The organism is Amycolatopsis sp. NPDC051045 (assembly GCF_040682955.1).
Classification (GTDB): domain Bacteria; phylum Actinomycetota; class Actinomycetes; order Mycobacteriales; family Pseudonocardiaceae; genus Amycolatopsis.
The window spans coordinates 187,527-210,123 of the sequence record NZ_JBFBCC010000012.1; the positions used below are offsets into that span (position 1 = coordinate 187,527).

General features: G+C 71.6%; 23 protein-coding genes. 14 read left to right on the forward strand and 9 right to left on the reverse strand.

What is annotated here, in order from left to right:
- The first annotated feature begins 117 nt into the window (after window positions 1–117).
- The 6 genes from AB0M80_RS26890 to AB0M80_RS26915 all read left to right on the forward strand — a co-directional run bounded on the left by AB0M80_RS26890 (window position 118) and on the right by AB0M80_RS26915 (window position 4,643).
- Window positions 118–594 carry a helix-turn-helix domain-containing protein gene (locus AB0M80_RS26890; protein ID WP_364570313.1) on the forward strand — a complete coding sequence of 159 codons (477 nt, stop codon included), beginning with the start codon at window positions 118–120 and terminating at the stop codon, window positions 592–594.
- Window positions 595–673: 79 nt separating this feature from the next.
- Window positions 674–1,132: a 2-oxo-4-hydroxy-4-carboxy-5-ureidoimidazoline decarboxylase gene (gene uraD / locus AB0M80_RS26895; protein WP_364570316.1), complete on the forward strand. Its 459-nt coding sequence runs from the start codon at window positions 674–676 to the stop codon at window positions 1,130–1,132.
- Window positions 1,129–1,446: a hydroxyisourate hydrolase gene (gene uraH / locus AB0M80_RS26900; protein ID WP_364570319.1), complete on the forward strand. Its 318-nt coding sequence runs from the start codon at window positions 1,129–1,131 to the stop codon at window positions 1,444–1,446. Before uraD ends, uraH begins: the two co-directional genes overlap by 4 nt.
- Before the next feature lie 2 nt (window positions 1,447–1,448).
- A complete protein-coding gene (pucL, locus tag AB0M80_RS26905; protein WP_364570322.1) occupies window positions 1,449–2,330 on the forward strand; it encodes a factor-independent urate hydroxylase in 882 nt (293 codons plus the stop codon).
- Between the two features lie 52 nt (window positions 2,331–2,382).
- Window positions 2,383–2,943: a TetR/AcrR family transcriptional regulator gene (locus AB0M80_RS26910; protein WP_364570612.1), complete on the forward strand. Its 561-nt coding sequence runs from the start codon at window positions 2,383–2,385 to the stop codon at window positions 2,941–2,943.
- Between the two features lie 113 nt (window positions 2,944–3,056).
- Window positions 3,057–4,643: a ricin-type beta-trefoil lectin domain protein gene (locus AB0M80_RS26915; protein ID WP_364570325.1), complete on the forward strand. Its 1,587-nt coding sequence runs from the start codon at window positions 3,057–3,059 to the stop codon at window positions 4,641–4,643.
- On the opposite strand, the gene pucD is transcribed toward AB0M80_RS26915, so the two are convergent.
- Genes pucD through AB0M80_RS26935 form a run of 4 tightly spaced genes read right to left on the reverse strand, consistent with a single transcriptional unit; the run spans window position 4,630 to window position 9,570 of the window.
- Window positions 4,630–6,900: a xanthine dehydrogenase subunit D gene (gene pucD, locus AB0M80_RS26920; RefSeq protein WP_364570327.1), complete on the reverse strand. Its 2,271-nt coding sequence runs from the start codon at window positions 6,898–6,900 to the stop codon at window positions 4,630–4,632. The two genes, AB0M80_RS26915 and pucD, sit on opposite strands and share 14 nt — an antisense overlap.
- Window positions 6,897–8,237, reverse strand: coding sequence for an 8-oxoguanine deaminase (locus AB0M80_RS26925; protein WP_364570330.1), 1,341 nt, complete (start codon window positions 8,235–8,237; stop codon window positions 6,897–6,899). Before AB0M80_RS26925 ends, pucD begins: the two co-directional genes overlap by 4 nt.
- A complete protein-coding gene (locus AB0M80_RS26930) occupies window positions 8,234–8,716 on the reverse strand; it encodes a (2Fe-2S)-binding protein (RefSeq protein ID WP_364570333.1) in 483 nt (160 codons plus the stop codon). The genes AB0M80_RS26925 and AB0M80_RS26930 overlap by 4 nt, the downstream gene beginning before the upstream one ends.
- The gene (locus AB0M80_RS26935; protein ID WP_364570336.1) at window positions 8,707–9,570 is read right to left on the reverse strand and encodes a xanthine dehydrogenase family protein subunit M; all 864 of its coding nucleotides are present in this window, start codon (window positions 9,568–9,570) and stop codon (window positions 8,707–8,709) included. The genes AB0M80_RS26930 and AB0M80_RS26935 overlap by 10 nt, the downstream gene beginning before the upstream one ends.
- Before the next feature lie 121 nt (window positions 9,571–9,691).
- Here AB0M80_RS26935 and AB0M80_RS26940 point away from each other — a divergent pair, with 121 nt between their 5' ends.
- Both AB0M80_RS26940 and AB0M80_RS26945 read left to right on the forward strand, forming a co-directional pair.
- Window positions 9,692–11,032: a PucR family transcriptional regulator ligand-binding domain-containing protein gene (locus tag AB0M80_RS26940; protein WP_364570339.1), complete on the forward strand. Its 1,341-nt coding sequence runs from the start codon at window positions 9,692–9,694 to the stop codon at window positions 11,030–11,032.
- A gap of 4 nt (window positions 11,033–11,036) precedes the next feature.
- Window positions 11,037–11,525 carry a MarR family transcriptional regulator gene (locus tag AB0M80_RS26945; protein WP_364570342.1) on the forward strand — a complete coding sequence of 163 codons (489 nt, stop codon included), beginning with the start codon at window positions 11,037–11,039 and terminating at the stop codon, window positions 11,523–11,525.
- Here the strand turns inward: AB0M80_RS26945 and AB0M80_RS26950 are convergent.
- Complete coding sequence (locus AB0M80_RS26950) at window positions 11,522–11,854, reverse strand: DoxX family protein (RefSeq protein ID WP_364570345.1); 333 nt, start codon at window positions 11,852–11,854, stop codon at window positions 11,522–11,524. The genes AB0M80_RS26945 and AB0M80_RS26950 overlap by 4 nt on opposite strands.
- A gap of 75 nt (window positions 11,855–11,929) precedes the next feature.
- On the opposite strand from AB0M80_RS26950, the gene AB0M80_RS26955 reads away from it, so the two are divergent.
- A complete protein-coding gene (locus AB0M80_RS26955; RefSeq protein WP_364570348.1) occupies window positions 11,930–13,162 on the forward strand; it encodes a DUF2786 domain-containing protein in 1,233 nt (410 codons plus the stop codon).
- 10 nt (window positions 13,163–13,172) lie between these two features.
- Here AB0M80_RS26955 and AB0M80_RS26960 read toward each other — a convergent pair whose 3' ends face one another.
- On the reverse strand, window positions 13,173–14,360 hold the full coding sequence (locus AB0M80_RS26960; RefSeq protein WP_364570351.1) for an aldolase: 1,188 nt from the start codon (window positions 14,358–14,360) through the stop codon (window positions 13,173–13,175).
- Entirely contained in the window at window positions 14,360–15,946 is a 1,587-nt protein-coding gene (gene aceB, locus AB0M80_RS26965) for a malate synthase A (protein WP_364570354.1), read from the reverse strand. Before aceB ends, AB0M80_RS26960 begins: the two co-directional genes overlap by 1 nt.
- Window positions 15,947–16,058: 112 nt before the next feature.
- On the opposite strand from aceB, the gene AB0M80_RS26970 reads away from it, so the two are divergent.
- Together AB0M80_RS26970 and AB0M80_RS26975 are read left to right on the forward strand one after the other, a co-directional pair.
- Window positions 16,059–16,835 (forward strand): IclR family transcriptional regulator, encoded by a 777-nt coding sequence (locus AB0M80_RS26970; protein WP_364570355.1) that lies wholly within the window; start codon window positions 16,059–16,061, stop codon window positions 16,833–16,835.
- Window positions 16,836–16,861: 26 nt separating this feature from the next.
- Complete coding sequence (locus tag AB0M80_RS26975; protein ID WP_364570358.1) at window positions 16,862–17,230, forward strand: hypothetical protein; 369 nt, start codon at window positions 16,862–16,864, stop codon at window positions 17,228–17,230.
- Window positions 17,231–17,234: 4 nt separating this feature from the next.
- Here AB0M80_RS26975 and AB0M80_RS26980 read toward each other — a convergent pair whose 3' ends face one another.
- Entirely contained in the window at window positions 17,235–17,735 is a 501-nt protein-coding gene (locus AB0M80_RS26980) for a GNAT family protein (RefSeq protein ID WP_364570361.1), read from the reverse strand.
- Between the two features lie 146 nt (window positions 17,736–17,881).
- On the opposite strand from AB0M80_RS26980, the gene AB0M80_RS26985 reads away from it, so the two are divergent.
- Window positions 17,882–18,343 (forward strand): hypothetical protein, encoded by a 462-nt coding sequence (locus tag AB0M80_RS26985; protein ID WP_364570364.1) that lies wholly within the window; start codon window positions 17,882–17,884, stop codon window positions 18,341–18,343.
- Here AB0M80_RS26985 and ftsY read toward each other — a convergent pair.
- Window positions 18,340–19,623 (reverse strand): signal recognition particle-docking protein FtsY, encoded by a 1,284-nt coding sequence (ftsY, locus tag AB0M80_RS26990; RefSeq protein ID WP_364570367.1) that lies wholly within the window; start codon window positions 19,621–19,623, stop codon window positions 18,340–18,342. The two genes, AB0M80_RS26985 and ftsY, sit on opposite strands and share 4 nt — an antisense overlap.
- Before the next feature lie 140 nt (window positions 19,624–19,763).
- On the opposite strand from ftsY, the gene AB0M80_RS26995 reads away from it, so the two are divergent.
- Window positions 19,764–20,981, forward strand: coding sequence for an anhydro-N-acetylmuramic acid kinase (locus AB0M80_RS26995; protein ID WP_364570370.1), 1,218 nt, complete (start codon window positions 19,764–19,766; stop codon window positions 20,979–20,981).
- 15 nt (window positions 20,982–20,996) lie between these two features.
- Entirely contained in the window at window positions 20,997–22,562 is a 1,566-nt protein-coding gene (locus AB0M80_RS27000; RefSeq protein ID WP_364570373.1) for a sodium:solute symporter, read from the forward strand.
- Window positions 22,563–22,597 lie beyond the last annotated feature (35 nt).

The following is a 22,597-nucleotide window of genomic DNA, read 5'->3' on the forward strand; positions in this document are numbered from 1 at the left end:
CGCCGGGAGGATGATCACCGCCGATTTCACAGAACGGAAAGGCGGTTTCGCACAACGACAGTAACCACGGCGCGCGCCGCTCGTCAACGACGGACGCCGCACGTTACGGTCATCTTCGTGCGGCTTGAAGCGGAGTTCACCAGCGAACCGTTCCACGGCGAGGGTTCGCCGCCCGAACACGCCGTCGCCGCTCGCGACGCCGCCACGGAAGCCGGACTGGACACCGAGTTCGGCCCGCTCGGCACCCTCGCCCGCGGCGAGGCGGAGGACTTGCTCGAAGCCCTTCCGGCGATCGCGAAGGCCGCCTTGGCGGGCGGCGCCACCCGGGTCACGCTGCAACTGCGCCGGGCCGACGATCCGGGGAGCCCGCCGGTCGTCGAACTCAACGACGCGCTGGCCCGGCTCATCGCCGATGTCGAGCGGGAACTGGGCGCCGAACTGGGCGAACTCGACCGGGCGGGCAAGCAGCGCGCGGTGCGGCTGCTGCGCGAACGCGGCGCCTTCGGCCTGCGGAAATCCGTCTCGTCGGTGGCCGACGCGCTGGGGGTCACGCGGTTCACCGTCTACAACTACCTCAACCGGGAAGCGGACTGACCAGCGCGTTCAACAAAATGTTGACGGAACTCCGGCGCCGACGTACGGTCAGCGGGACGCCACCCGCGAGGAGTTTCCCGTGCTGCTCACCGACTTCAACTCCGCCGACGCCGGCGAAGTCCGTCCGGTATTGACCGCCTGCCTCGCCGTCCCCCGCTGGGTGGACACGATCCTCGGCCACCGGCCCTACGAAGACCTCGACGCGCTGCGGGCCGCCGCCGACCTGCCGCTGAGCAGTGAAGAAATCCGCCAGGCGATGGCCGCGCACCCCCGGATCGGGGAAAAGCCGGCGAGCGGCTGGGCGCGCTCCGAACAGTCCGGTGTGGACAATGCGGACGCGTTCGCCGCGGCGAACGCCGAGTACGAAGCCAAGTTCGGCCACGTCTACCTCGTCTGCGCGAGCGGCCGCAGCGGCGAAGAACTGCTGAAGATCCTGCGCGAGCGGCTGGACAACGACCCCGCGACCGAATTGGCCGTCGCCGGGCGCGAGCTGCTGAAGATCGCCGAACTGCGACTGGCCAAGGCGGTGACCGCGTGAGCCTCGTGACCACCCACGTCCTCGACACGGCCAAGGGACGCCCGGCGGCCGGGATCGCCGTCCGGTTCGAAACCGCCGACGGGACGCCGATCGCCGACGGCCGCACCGACGCCGACGGCCGCATCCGCGACCTCGGTCCGGAAACCCTGGCCCCGGGCGGCTACCGCCTGGTCTTCGACACCGGTGCCTACCTGGGCCCGGACGCCTTCTTCCCCGAGGTCGCGCTGACCTTCCGGATCGCCGACGGGACCGCGCACCACCACGTGCCGCTCCTGCTCAGCCCGTTCGCCTATTCGACCTACCGAGGGAGCTGACCGTGGCCATCACCCTGGGCCCCAACCAGTACGGCAAGGCGGAGGTCCGCCTGGTGACGGTGCGCCGCGAAGGCTCCGTGCACCACCTGAAGGACCTCACCGTGTCGACGTCGCTGCGCGGCGAGCTGGCCGCAACGCACCTGACCGGCGACAACGCCGGGGTGCTGGCGACCGACACGCAGAAGAACACCGTGTACGCCTTCGCGAAGGAGGCGCCGGTCGGCGAGATCGAGGACTTCGGCCTGCGCCTGGCCCGGCACTTCGTCGGCACGCAGGACAACATCACCGGCGCGCGGATCAAGATCGACGAGCACGGCTGGGACCGGATCCCGGTCGGCGGCGAGCCGCACGACCACGCGTTCAGCCGTGCCGGCGACGAGCGGCGCACCACGGCCGTGACGATCGGGGACGGCCGCGCGTGGGTCGTGTCCGGCATCGACGGCCTGACCCTGCTCAAGTCGACCGGTTCCGAATTCCACGGTTTCCCCCGCGACCAGTACACGACCCTCGCCGAGACCGGCGACCGGATCCTCGCGACCGCCGTCACGGCGCGGTGGCGTTACCAGGGCGAGGACGTCGACTGGGCGCGCAGCCACGGCGAGATCCGGCGGCTGATGCTGGAGACGTTCGCGACGAAGCACAGCCTTTCGCTGCAGCAGACGCTGTACGCGATGGGCTCGGCGGTGCTGGAAGCGCGGCCGGAGGTCGCGGAGGTCCGGCTGTCGCTGCCGAACAAGCACCACTTCCTGGTGGACCTGAGCCCGTTCGGGCTGAAGAACGACAACGAGGTGTTCTACGCCGCGGACCGGCCGTACGGGCTGATCGAAGGCACGATCCTGCGCGACGACGCCGAGGACCCGGGTCCGGCCTGGGACATCCATTGAGTTGATAGAACGCTCTATCATCGAGGGGGTGACAGGGACCAAGGACCGCATCATGGCCGCCGGCGCCGAGCTGTTCCGGCGCAACGGCTACGCCGGCACCGGGCTGAAGCAGATCGTGTCGGAGGCGAGCGCGCCCTTCGGGTCGCTCTACCACTTCTTCCCCGGCGGGAAGGAGCAGCTCGGCGAAGAGGTCATCCGCAGCTCGGGGCTGGCCTACATCGAGCTGTTCGACCTCTTCATCGCGCCGGCCGCAGACCTCGTCAGCGGCATCGAGGCCTTCTTCGCCGCCGGGATCGCCACCCTCGAAGCCACCGATTACGTCGAGGGCTGCCCGATCGCGACCGTCGCCCTCGAGGTCGCCGCCACCAACGAACCCCTCCGGAAAGCCACCGCCGACGTCTTCACCGCCTGGATCGACGCCGGCACCGAGAAGTTCGCGCGATTCGGCCTTGAACGGGCCGCCGCCCGGACCCTGACCATCACCGCCGTCAACAACCTCGAGGGCGCGTTCGTCCTCTGCCGCTCGCTGCGGGACACCGAAGCCATGGCCGTCGCGGGGGCCGCGACCGTCGACGTGGCACGGCGGCTCCTCCAGGAGAGCACACAACTTTAGTCGGGAATCCAACACAAGTCACCAAAATGGCGCTTGACCGCGCAGCAAGCGACACGGATGCTGCGCATTGGTCTAGTCCTCCTGCCTCACACCGTCGTCCGGTTGGAGCCGCCATGCGCCGAGTCCTCGCCGTCCTCGCCACCGCAGTCGCCGCAGCCGCCGCCATCGGCATCACGAGCCCGCCCGCCGGCGCCCTCGAAAACGGCCTCGCCCGCACCCCGCCGATGGGCTGGAACACCTGGAACACCTTCGAGTGCAACATCAACGAAACCCTCGTCAAGCAGACCACCGATCTGATGGTCAGCTCCGGGATGCGCGACCGCGGCTACACCTACGTCAACCTCGACGACTGCTGGATGACCCGGTCGCGCGACGCGGCCGGCAACCTCGTCGCCGATCCCGCGAAGTTCCCGAGCGGCCTCAAGGCGCTCGGCGACTACATCCACGCCCGCGGCATGAAGTTCGGCATCTACGAGAGCGCCGGCACGATGACGTGCCAGAGCTACCCCGGCAGCCTCGGCCACGAACAGGCCGACGCGAACCTCTTCGCGAGCTGGGGCGTCGACTACCTGAAGTACGACAACTGCTTCAACAACGGCAGCAACACCCAGCAGGACTACATCCGGCGCTACTCCGCGATGCGCGACGCCCTGAAGGCCACCGCCCGCCCGATCGTCTACAGCATCTGCGAATGGGGCGACTTCGCTCCCGCGACCTGGGCCCCGGACGTCGGCAACCTGTGGCGCACCACCGGCGACATCACCAACAACTGGGGCAGCATCGACTCGATCTACCGCCAGAACGTCGGGCTCGCCTCCGCCGCGAAGCCGGGCGCCTGGAACGACCCGGACATGCTCGAGGTCGGCGACGGCATGGACTTCCAGGAGGACCGCGCGCACTTCACGCTGTGGGCGGCGATGGCCGCGCCGCTGATCGCGGGCGCCGACCTGCGCACGGCGAGCGTCGCGACGTTCTCGACCTACCTCAACGGTGACGTCATCGCCGTCGACCAGGACCCGCTCGGCAAGCAGGCCCGGCGCATCGCGACCGGCAACGGCCTGGACGTCCTCGCGAAACCCCTCCAGGACGGCGACGTCGCCGTGGTGCTGTTCAACGAGAACAGCACCACGAAGACCATCTCGACGACGGCCGCCGCGGCCGGGCTGCCCGCCGCCGGGAGCTACCGGCTGACCAACCTGTGGTCGAAGGAACTCACCACGAGCACCGGCGCGATCAGCGCGAGCGTCCCGTCGCACAGCACGGTGATCTACCGGGTCAAGGCGAACTCGTCCGGCACCAGCATCGGCACCACCCAGGCGGTGCAGGGCGCGTCGTCGTCGAGGTGCCTCGACATCAGCGGCACCGCGACGGCCGGTGCCAAGGCCGACATCCTGGACTGCGACGGCCGCGTCAACCAGGCCTGGACGTTCACCGGTGCCGGTGAGCTCAAGGCCGCCGGCCTCTGCCTGGACGCCAGCGGCGGCACCAGCGCGGCCGGCACGAAGCTCGTCGCCTGGACCTGCCACGGCGGCGCGAACCAGAAGTTCAAGCTCGAGGCCGACGGGTCGATCACGCAGGCCGGCCTGTGCGTCGACGTCACCGGCGGCGACAAGCCCGCCGGCAACGTCAACGGCACCCCGCTCGAACTGTGGAACTGCAACGACGACGCGAACCAGAACTGGTCCCTCAAGTCCCGGTGAGGTGCTCCGGCCGCACCGGGACGCGCGGGAGCGGGAGCCCGGTCGCGGCGCGGATCGCGGCCACGATGGCGGGCGTCGACGAGATCGTCGGCGGCTCGCCGACCCCGCGCAGCCCGTACGGCGCGTGCGGGTCCGGGCGTTCGAGGACGTCGATGGTCATCGGCGGCACGTCCAGCACCGTCGGGATGAGGTAGTCGGTGAAGGAGGGGTTCCGGATCTTCCCACCGGAGGTCTGGATCTCCTCCATCACCGCGAGCCCGAGGCCCTGCGCCGAGCCGCCCTGGATCTGGCCCAGCACGGCTTGGGGGTTCAGGGCCTTGCCGACGTCCTGGGCGCAGTCCAAGGCGACCACCTTGACCAGGCCGAGTTCGGTGTCGACGTCGACGACCGCCCGGTGTGCGGCGAACGCGTACTGCACGTGCGCGGTGCCTTGACCGGTTTCCGGATCGATCGGGGTGGTCGGCCGGTGCCGCCACTCCACGGTCTCGTCGTAGCTCTCGTCGCCGAGGACGTCCACGAGGTCGGCGAGCACCCGGCCGTCGCCCGCGACGAGCTTGCCGCCGACCACCCGGACGTCGCCGCCGAACCGGGTGGACGCGTGCTCCAGCAGCCGGGCCCGCACCGCCGCGCACGCGGCCTGCACGGCCCCGCCGGTGACGTAGGTCTGGCGCGACGCCGACGTCGAGCCGCCGTTGCCGATCGAGGTGTCCATCGGCAGGACCGTCACCTGGTCGACGCCGAGTTCGGTCCGCACGATCTGCTGCATGATCGTCACCAGGCCCTGGCCGACCTCGCAGGCCGCGGTGTGCACGGTCGCGGCCGGTTCCCCGCCGACCAGCTGCAGGCGCACGCGGGCCGTCGAGTAGTCGTCGAAGCCTTCGGAGAAGCAGACGTTCTTGATCCCGACGGCGTACCCGACGCCGCGGACGACGCCCTCGCCGTGCGTCGTGTTCGACACCCCGCCCGGCATGTGCCGCAGGTCGAACGGCCGGTCCGGGGGCATCGGCATGGCCCGCACGCGCTCCAGGAGCTCGGCGACCGGCGCTTCCGCGTCGACGACCTGGCCGGTCGGCATCAGGTCGCCCTCGCTCATCGCGTTGCGGACGCGGATCTCCACCGGGTCGAGGCCGCAGGCGGCGGCCAGCTTGTCCATCTGGGATTCGTAGCCGAACGCGGCCTGCACCGCACCGAACCCGCGCATCGCCCCGCACGGCGGGTTGTTGGTGTACACGCCCCAGCAGTCCACCGACACACTGTCCACTGTGTACGGTCCGACGCCGAGCGTCCCGGCGTTCGCGACCACCGCCCCGGTCGAGGACGCGTACGCGCCGCCGTCCAGGTAGAGCCGCGTCTTCACGTACACCAGGTGCCCGTCGCGCGTGGCGCCGTGCTCGTAGTACATCTTCGCCGGGTGGCGGTGGACGTGGCCGTAGAAGGACTCTTCGCGGTTGTAGACCATCTTCACCGGCTTGCCGGTGTGCAACGCCAGCAGGCACGCGTGCACCTGCATCGACAGGTCTTCGCGGCCGCCGAACGCACCGCCGACGCCACCGAGGGTCAGCCGCACCTTCTCGACCGGCAACCCCAGAGCGGCGACGATCTGCTGCTGGTCGACGTGCAGCCACTGCGTCGCGACGTACAGGTCGACGCCGCCTTCGGTGTCCGGCACGGCGAGCCCGGACTCCGGGCCGAGGAAGGCCTGGTCCTGCATGCCGACCTCGTAGACACCGGAGACGACGACGTCGGCGGTGACGTCCTGCGGGCCGCGGCGGATCTTCACGTGCCGGACGACGTTGCCGCCTTCGTGCAGCGAACGGCCTTCGCCCGCGACGGCTGCTTCGGAGTCCGTCACCGGCTCCAGTTCTTCGTAGGAAACGACGATCCGCTTCATCGCCCGGCGCGCGGTTTCCGGGTGGTCGGCGGCGACCAGCGCCACCGGCTCGCCCTGGTACCGCACGACGTCGGGCGCGAGCACCGGCTGGTCGGCGTGTTCGAGGCCGTAGCGGTTGACGCCGGGGACGTCCTCGTGCGTCAGCACCGCGTGGACACCGGGCACGGCCAGGGCTTCCGCGATGTCGATGCCGGTGATCCGGGCGTACGGGTGCGGGCTGCGCAGCGTCGCGCCCCACAGCATGTCCTCGTGCCACAGGTCGGAGGAGTAGGCGAACTCGCCGCGGACCTTCACCGTGCCGTCGGGACGCCGGGCTGAAGCGCCGACGCCGTTCGTGGTCCGGGCGGTGGTGACCGAAGTGGTCATCGACCCTCCCTCAACCGGGCGCTCGCGGAGGCCAGCTCGCGGGCGATCGCGGACTCGTCGGCTTCGCGCAGGGCGCCGTCCTCGACGACGGCCTTGCCGCCGACGAACAGCCGGCGCAGCGGCGGGGTGGTGCCGAGGACCAGCGCCGCGACCGGATCGGTGATGCCCGCGTGGTTGAGCCCGGTCAGGTCCCAGACGGCGAGGTCGGCGAGCTTGCCGGGTTCGAGCGAGCCGAGGTCGTCGGCCCGGCCCAGGCAGCGAGCGCCGCCCATCGTGCCCATCCAGAGCGCTTCGCGCGTGGTCAGCCCGCGTGGCCCGCTGCGCTGGCGGGCCTGCAGCAGTGCCTGGTGCAGCTCTTCGGCGAGGCCGCCGGACTCGCTGGACGCGGCGCCGTCGACACCGAGGCCGACGGCCACCCCGGCGTCCAGCAGGTCGCGGACCGGTGCGATGCCGCTGCCGAGGCGGCCGTTGGACGTCGGGCAGTGCGCCGAGCCGGTACCGGTGGCGCCGAAGCGGCGGATCGCCTCGGGCGCCAGGTGGACGGTGTGCGCGAGCCAGACGTCGCCGGCGAGCCAGCCGAGCTTGTCGGCGTACTCGGCGGGCGTGCACCCGACCTCGGCGAGGCACTGCTGCTCCTCGTCGAGGGTCTCGGCGAGGTGGGTGTGCAGCCGGACGCCCTTGCGGCGGGCCAGCTCGGCCGCGCCCGACATCAGCCGCTCGGTGACCGAGAACGGCGAGCACGGGCCGACGGCGATCTGCAGGTGGGCGCCCGGCGAGTCGTCGTGGAAGCGACCGATCGCCGCTTCGGTGCCGGTCAGGGCGTCCTCGGTGGACTCGACCAGGTTGTCCGGCGGCAGACCGCCGTCGGACTCGCCGCGGTCCATCGACCCGCGCACGACGTGCAGCCGGACGCCGATCCGCTGACGGGCCGCGGCCAGCGCCGCGACCTGGTCACCGCCGTCGCGCGGGAAGACGTAGTGGTGGTCGGCGACGGTGGTGCAGCCGGTCAGCGCCAGCCGCGCCATCCCGGCGGTGCCGGCGGCGTGGGTGATTTCGTCGTCGAGGCGGCCCCAGACCGGGTAGAGCGCGACCAGCCACTCGAAGAGCGTGTGGTCGGCGGCCATCCCGCGGGTGGCCCACTGGTACAGGTGGTGGTGGGTGTTGATCAGGCCGGGCGTGACCAGGCAGCCTTCGGCTTCGACGCGTTCGTCGAACTCGCCCGTGTACACGCCTTCGCCGACCTCGGCGATCCGGTCGTTCTCGACGACGACGTGCCCGCTCGCGTACTCCTCACCGGTGACGGTGGCGATCGCGGCGTTCGCGATGAGCGTCCTCACGCGACTGTGTCCTTTCCGAGAGTCCCTTTCGCCGCCGCGCGCACCGCGTCGAGGATCTTCTCGTAGCCGGTGCAGCGGCAGAGGTTGCCGGCCAGTGCTTCGCGGATCTCCTCGTCGCTCGGATCCGGGACGCGGTTCAGCAGGTCGTGCGCGGCGACGACCAGGCCGGGCGTGCAGAACCCGCACTGCACCGCTCCGTAGTCCACAAAGGACTGCTGGACCGGGTCGAGGGTGTCGCCGTCGGCCAGGCCCTCGACCGTGCGCACCGCGCGGCCCTCGGCCTGCCCGGCCGCGACCAGGCAGGCGCACACCGGGACGTCGTCGAGGTAGACCGTGCAGGAGCCGCATTCGCCCTGCTCACAGGCGTTCTTCGAGCCCGGCAGGCCCAGCCGCTCGCGCAACACGTAGAGCAGGCTTTCCCCTTCCCAGACGTCGTCCGCCTGCCGCGGCTGCCCGTTGATCGTGACATTCAGGCGCATGCGCGCTCTCCCGTCCGGTGTTCGTCCCAGGCCCAAGTCAACGTACGCCGCGCTAGTACCCCCAACGCGTGCTTCCGATACGCGGCGCTGCCCCGGACGTCGTCGATCGGGGACGCCGCTTCGGCCACCAGGTCGCCGAAGCGGCGTTTCAGCGAGTCCGGCAGCGGCTCCGGTGACGTCCACGGCAGCTCGGCGGCCAGGAAGTCTTCGGCGGCACGGGCGCGGCGCGGGGTCGGGGCCGCGGAGCCGATCGCGGCACCCACCCGGCCGTCGCGCAGCGCCAGCGCGAAGGAGCACACCGCGATGACCATGGCGTTGCGCGTGCCGACCTTGGCGAACTGCTGCGGCCCGGCGTGCGCGGGCAGGTGGACGGCGGTGATCAGCTCGTCCGGCTCGAGGGCGTGCCGCTTCACGCCGACGTAGAACTCCTCCGCCGCCAGGAGGCGGGTCCCCCGGACGGAGGCCACCTCGACCCGCGCGTCCAGGGCGAGCAGCACCGGGTGGGTGTCGCCGGCGGGCGAGGCGGCGCCGAGGTTGCCGCCGACCGTGCCGCGGTTGCGGATCTGCGGCGACCCGACCGTGCGCGAGGCCATGGCCAGCGCGGGGACCGCTTCACCCAGCTCGGTGATGACACGGCTGTAGGGCACGCCGGCGCCGAGCCGGACCATGCCGTCCGATGTGGACCACTCCGTCAGCTCGGGGACCCGGGTCAGGTCGATCAGGGCTTCGGGGCGGCGGTGGTCGAAGTTCAGCTCGACCATGACGTCGGTGCCACCGGCGATCGGCACCGCACCGGGCCGCTCGGCTTTGTCCGCGAGAGCCTCGGCGAGCGTCGTGGGACGCAGGAACTCCACTGGCTGCTCCTTCGTGGGGCGATAGACCAGTAGACGACGGACCGGGGGTGGGCGGCAACGGCACCGAGCATGAAACGCACAGGAGCGAACCCCGGCACGTTTGTGCTTTCCTACAAGCCTGATGACGACCGTGAGAACTCTGCTCGACCTGCCGGGGCTGCGGCTGCGGCCGCGGGCCGGGAACGACCTGCTCGACCGGCCGGTGACGCGCATCTACGTCACGGAGCTGTCCGACCCCGGACGGTACCTGTCGGCCGGTGAGCTGGTGCTTTCCGGCCTGCTCTGGTGGCGCTCGCCGGGGGACGCCGAGCCGTTCGTGGCCGCGCTCGCCCGGTCGGGCGCGGCGGCGCTGGCCGCGTCCGGCGCCGACTCGGGCGGGATCCCGGACGACGTCGTCGACGCCTGCGTCCGGCACCGGATCCCGCTGCTGGAGGTGCCCGCCGACCTCTCGTTCTCGGTGATCACCGAGCAGGTGGTGCTGGCGCTGGCGGCCGCGTCCGACAGCGCACGCAAACGTTTGCAGGCGGCCGCGGGGGCCCCGGTCGAGACGCTCGTGGAGCGCGCGTCGACGGAACTCGGGCTGCCCTGCTGGGTGCTGTCCGGGCTGGGCCGGGTGGTCGCCGGGACGGCGCCGCTGCCGATGCCGGCCGACGACGTCGTCCGCCGGTACGCGGCGCGCGAGGCCGGGCCGCTGACGGTGCTCCCGGTCGAAGGGCGGCACGCGGTGCCGTGGCTGATCGCCGTCGGCGGGCCGCTGAGCACCGCGCAGGCCGAGCTGGCTGAGGAGGTCGCCGGGCTCGTCGGCGTCACGCGAGCGCGAGCCCCGCGGCCGGAACCCGAACTGCCCGAAGACGTGTGCGTGGTCGCGCTGCGGACCGAAGGCAGCGACGAGAGCCGGGAACTTCTCCAGGAGTTGCTGCCGGACGGAGTCGTCCTCGAGTCCGCCGGGGACACGTCGTACGCGGCGATCGGGCGGTGGCCGGAATCCGCGGCCGGGTCGCTGTCCATTGTGGAACCGCTGCTCCGGGCGAAGCGGATTCTCGGCGGCGTAAGCGAGTCCGGCCCGCGCGAGGAGGCCATCGAGACAGCGCGGTACGCCCTGAGGGTGGCGGCACGGCACGCCGGGCGCGTCGCGGTGGTGCCGGCCGGCGAGGTCGGCGTGCACCAGCTGCTGCTGGCCGGCGCGCCGGACGGGCTGCGCGCGGCGCTGCGGCGCCGGGTGCTCGGACCGCTGCTGGCCTACGACGCCGAGCAGCACACCGACCTGGTGCACACGGTCCGGGTGTTCCTGGAGTGCTCGGGCTCGCCGACGCGCGCGGCGAAGGCCCTGCACGTCCACGTCAACACGCTGCGCTACCGCATCGGCCGGGCGGGCGAGCTGCTCGGCGCCGACCTGACCGAGTTCACCGACCAGCTCGACGTCTACCTCGCGTTGCGCGCCGGCGACCAGGCCGGAGGATGAGGGCGTGGACCCCGAAATCACTTCGGCCCGGCAGGCGGCGGACGACGCCCGCGTGCAGGCCTTCGGGCGGCTGCAGGGCGCCGCGAACCGGCTCGGCTACCTGCTCGGCCGGGCGCTGGAGCGCGAATGCGGGATCACGCACCTGATGTACGAGGTGCTGCTGATCGTGGGCCGCACGGGCTCCGGCGGGCTGACGATGCGTTCGATCGCCCAGGAGCAGGTGCTCACGACCGGCGGCGCGACCCGGCTGGTCGACCGGATGGAGGCGCTCGGCCTGGTGACCCGCACGGCCTCCCCGAGCGACCGGCGGGGCCGGCTGGTGCGGCTGACGCCGCTCGGCGAGGAGACGACCGTGCGGGCCAGCCGGCTGCACGTGGAGAACATCGAGCAGTTCTTCTTCCGGCCGCTGCCCGAGGGGCACCGCGAACGGTTCGCCGAAGACCTGCGGACGTTGAGCCACTTCGCGCGCGACGCCCTTCCCCGGCTGCGTTAGACCGCGAGCAGCGACGCCACCGCCAGCCCGAGGAAGGCGAGCGGCGCCGCGCCGGTCGCGAACTTGCCGGCGCGGACGTGCGCGATGATCGCCCCGGCGAAGAACAGGACGAGCCCGGCCGCCGCGGCCAGGCCGATCGGCCGGACACCCAGCAGACCGAGCAGCAGCCCCGCGGCGCCGGCCAGCTTCAGCGTGCCCAGCAGGGGCAGCCAGCTCGGCGGGACGTCGACGGCGGCCGAAGTGGCGAGGACGAACGGGGCTTTGACCAGGTCGGCGAAGCCGATACCGGCGTTCAGCGCGATCGTGGTGAGGAGGATGGCGGTGTTCATACCCGGTCGACGGGCCCGCCGTCCGGAAGGTGACCACCGCTGCGGCACACTCGAGAGCCGGAGGAGGTGATCGACATGGGCAAGCAGAAGCGCGCGCCGCGTCCGGCTCACGTCGACGAGCGGCCGGCGACCGCCGAGGGCTTCGCCGACGCGATGCTCGCCGCCGCCTACGACACCGCGCGGGGCGTTCCCGGCGCCGCTGGGAAGGGCGCGAGCCGGCTCGCGCCGGACTTCGACCTGCCCGCCGAACTGGCCCACGGCGCGGAGCTGGCCGGGCAGCGGCTGATCGGCCGGGCCTGCCGGGGCGGCTGGCTGCCCGAGGACCTCCACCAGGCGATCCGGCGCCGCGTCGACGAGTTCGCCGGCTCCTACGTGCTCGACACGCTCGCCGCCTACGCCGGGCAGTTCGCGCCCGCGGCCGTGCACCCGGAATGGCGGGACCAGCTCGGCGAAGCAGGCGCCGTCCGCTGGTGGGCGAAGTCCGGACCGCACCTGCCGCAGTGGGCGGCGAAACACATCCTCACGCCGGCCGAAGCGGTGACGGCGGTGATCGAAGCACTGGCTCTGCTGACGACCCTGCCGGAGATCACCACCGTCCTCCCGGCGCCGGGGACCGTGCTCCGGCCACGTCCGGCGGGGCACCACGCCGTCGACGAAAAGAAGCTGAGCCGGGTCCGCGCGCTGCTGGCGAAGGCCGAGTCGAGCTCCTTCCCGGAGGAGGCCGAGACCCTTTCGGCGAAGGCGCAGGAGCTGATGACCCGCCACGCGCTCGACCGGGTGCTGGTCGAGGCCGGCGCGGCGGTGCCGGACGCACCGGCCGCTCGCCGGCTCTGGCTGGACACGCCGTACCTCGACGCGAAGTCGCTGCTGGTCCACGTGGTCGCGAAGGCGAACCGCTGCCCAGCCGTCTTCGACCCGCGCTGGGGCTTCGCCACCGTCGTCGGCGACGAAGCCGACCTGGACTCCGTCGCGCTGCTGACGACGTCCCTGCTCGTCCAGGCCACGCGCGCCATGATCGCCGGCGGCCAGGCCGACCGCGGGCGCCGGTCCCGGGAGTTCCGGCAGTCCTTCCTCGTCTCCTACGCCACCCGGATCGGCGAGCGGCTCGAAAAGGCGGCGGAGACGACGCTCGCCGAGTCACCCGACCAGGCGAACCTGCTGCCGGTGCTGGCTTCGCACGAGAAGAAAGTGGCGACGACCTTCGCGACGCTCTTCCCGGAGGTGGTGACCAAGTCGGTGACCGTCCGCAGCCACGACGGCTGGGGTGCGGGCCGGGCCGCCGCCGACCGCGCCCGGCTGCCCGGCTGACGGCCGCGGCTCAGGCGAGCCGCTGCGCGTACTTCTCCAGCTCCGGCCGTCCGAATCCCGCCTCGCCCTCGTCCAGCGCCCCGCAGTCCAGGCCCCGCAGCAGGTACACCGCCAGCGCCTGCGCCGTCGCCGGCTCGTCCAGGACACCTCCGGCCGTCTTGTCCGCGTACGCGCGCAACCGCTCCACCGCCGCCGGGAAGCCTTCGCGGTAGAACTTGTACGTCGCCGCGAAGCGGGTCGGCAGCTGGTGGGGGTGCAGGTCCCAGCCCTGGTAGAAGCCCCGCTCCAACGACCGGCGGACCAGCCGGAGGTGTTCGGCCCACGCCGCGGGCAGCGCGTCGCCGACCGGGAGGCGGTTCGTCGAGCCGTCCGAGAGGCGGACGCCGGTGCCCGCCGCCGCGACCTGCATCAGGCCCTTGGCCAGGTCGGCCGCCGGGTGCTCCATGCTCTGGTACGCCGCCGCGATGCCGAGACCCGCGCTGTAGTCGTACGTCCCGTAGTGCAGCCCCGAGCAGCGGCCCGAAGCGGCTTGCAGGATCCGCGCCACCGCGAGCGTGCCATCGAGATCCACAATGGACTGTGCCGTCTCGATCTGGACCTCGAACCGCAGCGCGCCCGGCGCGAGCCCGTAGGCGGATTCCAAGCGCTCCAGCACTTCCGCGGCCACCGCGACCTGCTCGACCGCCGTCACCTTCGGCAGCGTGACGACGAACCCGGGCGGCAGCGGACCGTGGTCCAGCAAGCCCGTGAGGAACAGGTCCAGGGTGCGGATGCCGCGCCGGCGCGTCGCCGCCTCGAAGCTCTTGAAGCGGATGCCGGTGAACGGGGTCCCGCCGGTCGTCGCCAGGGTCTGCCCGGCCGCCAGCGCGGCGGCGTCCTCGACGTCGTCCGGCACCCGGCCGTAGCCGTCCTCGAAGTCGATCCGGAGGTCTTCGATCGGCTCGGTGAGCAGCTTGGCGCGCACGCGTTCGTACACGTCGGCGTCGACGCCGAGGAGTTCTCCGTGCTCGATGAAGACCCGCATCGCCTGCTTGCCCCAGTCGGCCACCAGGCGCGTCTTGTACCGCGACGCCGGGACGTACACCGTGTGCACGGGCTGCCGTCCCGGCCGCTCCCCCGGGTACGACGCCGCGACGCGCGCGTCGGCCGCAGCCAGGCGCGCGTCGGCGGCGTCGTAGACGTCCTCGGGCAGCCGCACTACTTGATCCGCTCGTAGGCGGGCAGCGTCAGGAAGTCCGGGAACTCGTCGGCCAGCGCGACCTGCTCGAACAGCTCCACGGCCGGCTCCAGCTGCTCCGGCTTGAGCTCGGCCGCCAGCTCGCCGCGGACGTCCGCCAGCACGCCGCGCACCAGCGCCGCCGTCACGACGTCCCCGCTGTCCAACGTGGTCCCGTTCTGGACCCACTGCCAGATCTGGGAGCGCGAGATTTCGGCGGTGGCGGCGTCCTCCATCAGGTTGTGGATGGCCGCCGCGCCGTTGCCGCCCAGCCAGGACGCGATGTAGCGGACGCCGACGTCCACCGCGGCGCGCAGGCCGGCCGCCGTCGCGCCACCCGGCGTCGAAGCGACGTCGAGCAGCTGGTCGGCGGTGGCAGAGAGATCCCAGTCCTCGTCGCGCCTGCGCTCGAGCTGGTTCGGCTTGTCGCCGAGGACCTTGTCGAACTCCTCCTTGCACAGCTCGACCATGCCCGGGTGCGCGACCCAGGAGCCGTCGAAGCCGTCGCCGGCCTCGCGCGACTTGTCCGCGTGGACCTTCTCGAAGGCGCCCTTGTTGACCTCGGGGTCCTTGCTCGGGATGAACGCGGCCATGCCGCCGATCGCGAACGCGCCGCGCTTGTGGCAGGTGCGCACCAGCAGCTCGGTGTAGGCGCGCATGAACGGCGCGGTCATGGTGACGGAGTTGCGGTCCGGCAGCACGAACTTCTCACCCGCGTCGCGGAAGTACTTGATGACGCTGAACAGGTAGTCCCAGCGGCCGGCGTTGAGGCCCGACGCGTGCTCGCGCAGCTCGTAGAGGATCTCTTCCATCTCGAACGCGGCCGGGATGGTCTCGATCAGCACGGTCGCGCGGACGGTGCCGTGCTCGATGCCGAGGGTCTTCTCGGCGTGGGTGAAGACGTCGTTCCAGAGCCGCGCTTCGAGGTGGCTCTCCATCTTCGGCAGGTAGTAGTACGGGCCCTTGCCGCGCTCGATCAGCTCCGCCGCGTTGTGGAAGAAGTGCAGGCCGAAGTCGACGAGCGCGCCGACGCCCTCGCGGCCACCGAAAGTCAGGTGGCTCTCGGGCAGGTGCCAGCCGCGCGGCCGGACCACGATCGTCGCGTGCTCGACGTCGTCCTTCAGCGCGTAGCTCTTGCCGCCGCTCTCCAGCGTGATCGTCTCGCGGACGGCGTCGTAGAGGTTGACCTGGCCGGACACCACGTTCGCCCAGTGCGGGGTGTTGGCGTCCTCGAGGTCGGCGAGCCAGACCTTGGCGCCGGAGTTGAGCGCGTTGATGGTCATCTTGCGGTCGGTCGGCCCGGTGATCTCGACGCGGCGGTCCCGCAGCGCGGCCGGCGCGCCGGCGACCTGCCAGTCGCCTTCGCGGATCTCCTTGGTCTCCGGCAGGAAGTCGAGCCTGCCGGTGGTCCGGGCCTGCTCACGACGCTTGCCGCGCGCTTGGAGCAGCTCGTCGCGGCGGCCGGCGAAGGCGTCGTGCAGGCCGGCGAGGAAGGCGAGCGCCTCCGGCGTGAGGATCTCGTCGCCGCGTTCGACCGGGTCGCCCAGCACCTGGACTTCAGAAGACATGGGGAAACACCTCGAGGGTTCGGATCTTTGGATAACGGCCCTACGGTTTTCTACCAGCCGGACTATAGTTTCTGCATAGCGGAAGCTCAACGCCGACGTAAGGAGGGCCACCGTGCCGGCGGAGAAGAACGGTCGCGACGGCGGCGTCCAGTCCCTGCAGCGCGCCTTCGAGCTGCTGGAACACCTCGCGGACACCGGCGGCGAAGCCAGCCTGTCCGAGCTGGCGACGCTGTCCGGGCTGCCGATGCCGACGATCCACCGGCTCATCCGCACCCTGGTCGACCTCGGGTACGTCCGGCAGAACACGAACCGCCGCTACGCGCTGGGCGCCCGGCTGATCCGGCTCGGCGAGAACGCGAGCATGCAGTTCGGCGCGTGGGCGCGGCCGTTGCTGGCGGAGCTGGTCGAGGAGGTCGGCGAGACGGCGAACCTGGCGGTCCTGGAGCGCGACGAAGTCGTGTACGTGGCCCAGGTGCCGTCGAAGCATTCGATGCGCATGTTCACCGAGGTCGGGCGACGGCTGTTGCCGCACGGGACCGGCGTGGGCAAGGCGATGCTGGCGCACCTGCCGCCCTCCGAGGTGCGTGAACTGCTCGGCCGCACCGGAATGCCGGCCTACACCGAGCACACGTTCACCGACCCGGACGCGCTGGCGGCCGAACTCTCCCGCATCTCCGCCCAGGGTTTCGCACTGGACGAAGCGGAGCAGGAGCTGGGGGTGCGGTGCGTCGCGGTGGCGGTGCCGGGTGCGCCGGTGCCGGCGGCGGTGTCGGTGTCGGGCCCGTCGGGGCGGCTGACCGCCGAGGCGGTGGCGCACATCGCCCCGGCGGTACAGCGGGTGGCGGACGCCCTGGGCGCGAGCCTCTCCCGGGCGCCCCTATCAGTGTGACTAAGGGTGATAGTAAACTACTGAAAGTGACCACCAGTGCTCTCGCCTCGTCCGGCGCCGGTAAAGTAAGCACCATGGCCAGCCTCGAAGATCTCGAAGCCCGCGTGACCGCGTTGGAGGAACAGGTGCGTCAGTCTCGGCAGGACGCCACAGCGGCTCGCGTACTCGCCGGTGCGGCGGACCGCGACGTCTCCGAGTTCAAACAGCTCCTGAACGCCTTGGTCAGGACCACGGGCGCCCTGCGCGAGACCCAAGTCGAAGACCACCGGGACATCGCGACCCTCAAGACCGAGGTCACCGATCTCAAGGCTGAGATGCGCAGCGGGTTCACCAAGGTGAACATCGGCATGGAGCGGATGACTCAGCTCATCCAGCAGGTCATCGACAAAGACTGATCACTCAGGTCAGCTCCCCCGCCAGCAGGTCCATCAGCAGCCCGTCGTGCCAGGTGCCGTCCGGGCCGCGCTCGTAATCCCGCAGCACGCCCACCGGCCTGAATCCCACTTTCGTGTAGGCCCGGATCGCGGCTTCGTTCGCCGCCGCCGGGTCGATCGTCAACCGGTGGTGGCCCTGGGCGAACAGGTGGCGGGCCAGTGCGCGGATCGCGTCCGTGCCGACGCCGCGGCCGTGGAAGCCCGGGTGCACCGCGATGTCGATGCCCGCGTGGCGGTACTGCGGATCCGGCTCCTCGGCACCTTGGATGAACCCGACGACGGATCCGTCCAGCTCGATCAGGTAGACGGAACGGCCCTCTTCGACCTCGTACAGGCCTTCGGCCTCCTGCTCCGGGTCGCCCCACCAGCGGGCGACCTCCGGGGTGGCCAGGATTTCGCGCACCCGGGCGCGATCCGCTGCGCCGATCGGGCGCAGCCGCACCCGATCTCCGTGAATGGCGGTCATGATGGTTCCTCTCTCGTAGCGAACGACGGCTTCGGGGCGTCTGTTACGAGGAGGGGCACGAGCGGACGTGCGTCAACCGGGCATGCCCGGATTCTGCGCCGGCGCCCACCCGCCCGTCATCCGAATATCGCCGGAGGGACGAGCCGATGGATTCGCACACCGGCGCCTTGGCCTGGCTCGCGCAGGGCGCCGCTTCGAAACTGGTCGACCGCGCGCTCGACGGGCTGCCGCTGTTCCCCGCTTGGCCGCGCCCGGGCAGCGGACCCTCGGGGACCGTCGAGATCAGCGTGCGGTACCACTGCGCCACGAAGGTCCGCACGCCGGTGATCCTCACGCTGCAGGAGGACGGCAGCCGCACGGGGACGGCGTTCTCGATCGTCCTCGGGCACACCACCCGCGTGGCCCTGCCGGGTGGCCGCTACTTCGGCGCGGCCATGGTCGTCGACCCGCTCCGGCGCGAAGTCCTGCAGGGCATCGGCTGGTCCCGGCTGACGGTCGCCGCGCACCGCACCTCACCGCTGGTCATCCCGGCCCAGCGCGCCTCGGCGCCGGTGATGCTGCAGCTGGGTCTGCGGAAAACCGACGGGACGCCGCTGTTCCGCGTCTAGCCCAGCAGGGCGTCCACGAAGGCACCCGGCTCGAACGGCGCCAGGTCGTCCCGGCCTTCGCCGAGGCCGACCAGCTTCACCGGAACCCCCAGCTCGCGCTGGACCTGGAACACGATGCCGCCCTTCGCGGTGCCGTCCAGCTTCGTCAGCACGATACCCGTCACGTCGATGACCTCGGCGAACACGCGGGCCTGCATGAGCCCGTTCTGGCCCGTCGTCGCGTCGAGGACCAGCAGCACCTCGTCGACCTTCGCCTGCTTCTCGACGACGCGCTTGACCTTGCCCAGCTCGTCCATCAGGCCCGTCTTCGTGTGGAGGCGGCCCGCCGTGTCGATCAGGACCGCGTCCACGCCCGTGTCCACGCCGCGCTTGACCGCGTCGAACGCCACCGCCGCCGGGTCCGCGCCTTCCTTGCCGCGGACGACCTCCGCGCCCACGCGCTCGCCCCACGTCTGCAGCTGGTCGGCCGCCGCCGCGCGGAACGTGTCCGCCGCGCCCAGCAGCACCGTCCCGCCCTGCGCCACGAGGACCCGGGCGAGCTTGCCCGTGGTCGTCGTCTTGCCGGTGCCGTTGACCCCCGCCACCAGCACCACGGCGGGCTGCTTCTTGCCGTCGACCATGTGCGGCAGCGCGCGGACCGCGCGGTGGCTGTCGGTGGACAGCTGCGCCGTGAGGACTTCGTGCAGCACTTCGCGCGCCTCGGCCGAGGACCGCACCGCGCGCCGGGAGAGCTCGTCGCGCAGCCGCTCGACGATCTGGTTCGTGGTGGCCGCGCCCAGGTCGGCCATCAGCAGCGTGTCCTCGACGTCCTGCCAGGAGTCCTCGTCGAGGTCGCCGGCCCCGAGCAGGCCCAGCAGGCTCGTGCCGAACACCGAGCGCGACTTCACCAGCCGGCCGCGCAGCCGCTCCAGGCGGCCGGTCGCGGGGTCGATCTCCTCGGTGACGGGCTCGGGTTCTTCGGCCTCGGGCAGCTTGACGTCGCGGACCGTGCGCTGCGGCGAGTCGCGCGGCACCGCCGCGTCGTCGCCCACCGCCGGCTGGCCGTCGACCTCCGGCCGGTCCTCGACCGGGTGCTCGACCTCGGGCGCTTCCGCCGCGCCGCCGGGGGCGAGCGCGATGCCCCCGCTGGCCGCGTACGAACCGCCCTTCGGTTTCTCCTCGACCTGACGCTGGGCGTCCAGGCTGATCCGCCGCCTGCGGGCGATCAGCAGGCCGGTCACCAGCAGGGCGACCAGCACGACGACGGCGACGACTACGAACAGAAACCAGGTGCTCGACACGGGCCCCATCCTTTCATCCGCGCTCCCCGGCCCCGGACACCCCGTCCACCCAGGCAATTCGTCACAACCTGGGTCCCGATTGGGCCAAGACTTCACCACGTGGGTTGCATCACACGGGAGGCTCCACTAAACCCCTCCGGATGGGGATGCGCACCAGCCACGGCTTCCGGGTGGTCGGCCTGATTTCGGGCACGTCGATCGACGGTATCGACGTGGCCGCCGCCGACCTGCACGCCGAAGACGACACGGTCGTGCTGACCCCGCTCGGCGAGCTCGACGTCCCTTACCCGGAACCGCTGCGTGAAGGCCTGCTCGCCGCGCTGCCGCCGAACCCGTGCACCGCCGGCGAGCTGACGCGGCTGGACACCGGCGTCGGCCGGGCGTTCGCCGACGCGGCCCGGCGCGGGGCCGCGGAACTCGCCGGCGGCTCCGCGGACCTCGTCGCGTCGCTGGGCCAGACGGTGTTCCACTGGGTCGAGGGCGGCACGGTGCGCGGCACCCTCCAGCTCGGCCAGCCCGCCTGGATCGCCGAACGCACCGGGCTGCCGGTGTGCGCCGATCTGCGGGCCCGCGACGTCGCCGCGGGCGGCCACGGCGCGCCCCTGGCCAGCACGCTCGACCAGCTGTGGCTGCGCGGCCTCGCCGAGGACACCGGCCACCCGGTCGCCGCGCTGAACCTCGGCGGCATCGCGAACATCACCGTCGTCGCCGCGGGTGAACCGGTGATCGCCTACGACACCGGGCCCGCCAACGCCCTGCTCGACCTCGCGGCCCACCGTGTCACGGGACGGCGCAGCGACGTCGACGGCCGGCTCGCGCTCGCCGGCTCGGTGCGCGGGGACTTGCTCGTCCGGCTGCTCGCGGACCCGTACTTCGCCGCCTCGCCGCCGAAGTCCACCGGCAAGGAGCACTTCAACGCGGCCTACCTCGACACGGCCACCGCCGGTCTCGAGCCGATCGAGCCCGCCGACCTGCTCGCGACGCTGACCGAGCTGACCGCCGTCACCGTGGCCGACCAGTGCCGCCGCCACGGCGTCACGACCGTCATCGCCTCCGGTGGCGGCGTGGCGAACCCGGCGCTGATGACGGCGCTGGCCCGGAACCTGCCGGCAGTGCCCAATACGGTGCTCAAGACCAGCGACGACCTCGGGCTGCCCGGTGCCGGCAAGGAGGCGTACCTGACGGCGTTGCTGGGCTGGCTCACCTGGTGCGGCGTGCCCGGTACGGTGCCGTCGGCGACCGGCGCCCGGGGGCCGCGCCTGCTCGGCGCGCTGGTCCCGGGCGCCGGCCCACTGACCCTTCCCGCCCCACTGGGGGGCGCCGTGACGCGGTTGCGAGTCGCGGTGAAGGCCGGATGACAGTAGGAGTAATCCATGCGCGGTGTTGACCTCGCCATCATCGTGATCTACCTGGCGGCGATGCCGCTGATAGGCGTGCTCGTCGGCCGGAAGCAACGGTCGGCGGCCGACTACTTCGTCGGCGAGCGCAGCCTCCCGTGGGGTGCGGTGATGCTGTCGGTGGTGGCCACGGAGACCTCGACGCTCACCGTGATCAGCACGCCCGGGCTGGTTTTCGGCAACGCGTTCCTGTTCCTGCAGCTGGCCTTCGGCTACATCATCGGCCGCACGGTCGCCGCGTTCGTCCTGCTGCCGCGGTACTTCCGGGGCAACCTCGTCAGCGCCTACGCGTTCCTCGGCAAGCGGTTCGGCTCCGGGCTGCAGGGCACCGCGTCGGTGACGTTCGTGATCACGCGGCTGCTCGCCGAAGGCGTGCGCCTCTTCGCCGGCGCGATCCCGATCAAGGTGATCCTGGGGCACTACGGCGTCCACGTGGACTACTGGGTGATCGTCGTCATCCTCACCGGGCTGACGCTGATCTACGCCTACATCGGCGGCATCAAGGCGGTCGTCTGGGTCGACGTCATCCAGCTGTCGCTGTACCTGGGCGGCGCCGCGGTGGCCGCGATCGTGCTGCTGAACAAGCTGCCGGCCGACTGGGCCGCGCAGGCGTCCGCGGACGGCAAGTTCATGCTCTTCGACTTCACGAAGAACCTGCTGACCAGCCCGTACGCGTTCGTCACGGCGGTGCTCGGCGGCGCGGCGCTGTCGATGGCCTCGCACGGCGCCGACCAGCTCATCGCGCAGCGGCTGCTGGCCACGCGGAGCCTGCGCGACGGCCAGAAGGCGCTCATCGGCAGCGGGATCATCGTCACCGTGCAGTTCGCACTGTTCCTGCTGGTCGGGGCGATGCTGTGGGTGTTCAACGGGCGCAAGCCGGTCGCGCAGCTCGGCCTGCAGAGCCCGGACGACGTGTTCTCGCGGTTCATCATCGACGACCTGCCGGTCGGCGTGTCGGGCCTGCTCATCGCCGGGGTGCTCGCCTCGACGATGGGCGCGCTCGCCTCGGCGCTCAACGCGCTTTCGACGTCCACCGTGGCCGACCTCTACCAGCGGTTCACCAAGCGCGCGCCGGAGGACTCGAAGATGCTGCGGCACGGCCGCATGTGGACCCTGATCTGGGCCGTCGTGTTCGCGGTGTTCGCTTCGCTGTTCTCCACCACGAAGAACTCGGTGATCGAGCTCGGCCTGGCCATCACCGGCTACACCTACGGCGCGCTGCTGGGGTCGTTCCTGCTCGGCCTGCTGGTCAAGAAGGCGCGGCAGGTGGACGCGATCATCGCGTTCGTCGTCACGGTCGTGGTGATGGCGTTCGTCATCCTCGGGGTGAAGTTCAGCGCGAAGACCGGCGGCCTGATCGGCGTCGACTTCAGCAAGGCGGCCGGGGACAAGGTCGCGCTCGCCTACCCGTGGTACACGCTGATGGGCGTGGTGATCACGCTGGTCGTCGGTGGCCTGCTGGCGCTGCGGCACCGCACGCCGGACCCGAAGGCGGCCGAGGCCGAAGCCACCGGCGAGCCGGAAAAAGAGGTCGCCGCCTGATCCTTTTGAACCGTTCCCGGCGGGCGCCCGTGTCG